Raw genomic sequence first — 413 nt, 5'->3', positions numbered from 1 at the left:
GCGCGGGGGGAAGGATCGGATAAAAGGCTGGTGGCTTATGTGGTGGCGGAAGCGGATGAGGAGTTGGCGAACAATCTGCGTGACCACCTGAGCGCTGTTTTACCGGATTATATGGTGCCGGCGGCGTTTGTGCGGCTGGAGGCGTTTCCGTTGACCCCGAACGGTAAACTGGATCGCCGGGCGTTGCCGGCCCCTGACAGCGAGTCATTTGCCCGTCAGAGTTATGCCGCACCGCAAGGAGAAACTGAAACCGTGTTGGCGGCGATTTGGCGTGAGTTGCTGGGGATTGAGCAAATCAGCCGCCACGATAACTTCTTTGCTCTGGGCGGCCATTCGCTGCTGGCCGTCCGGCTGATTGAACGTTTGCGTCAGCAGAACCTGACACTGGCGATACGTGACCTGTTTCAGTCACC

At 58.8% G+C, this 413-nt stretch carries 1 protein-coding gene; it reads left to right on the top strand.

What is annotated here, in order from left to right; genetic code table 11:
- Positions 1-413: phosphopantetheine-binding protein (locus FE394_RS19310; protein ID WP_319927934.1), on the top strand; the 413-nt coding region annotated here is incomplete at both ends.

Origin of the sequence: Xenorhabdus littoralis (assembly GCF_033949345.1) — a bacterium.
Lineage (GTDB): Bacteria > Pseudomonadota > Gammaproteobacteria > Enterobacterales > Enterobacteriaceae > Xenorhabdus > Xenorhabdus littoralis.
Note: the sequence above shows the minus strand (reverse complement) of the source record. Positions and strands in the feature narration are given on the sequence as shown.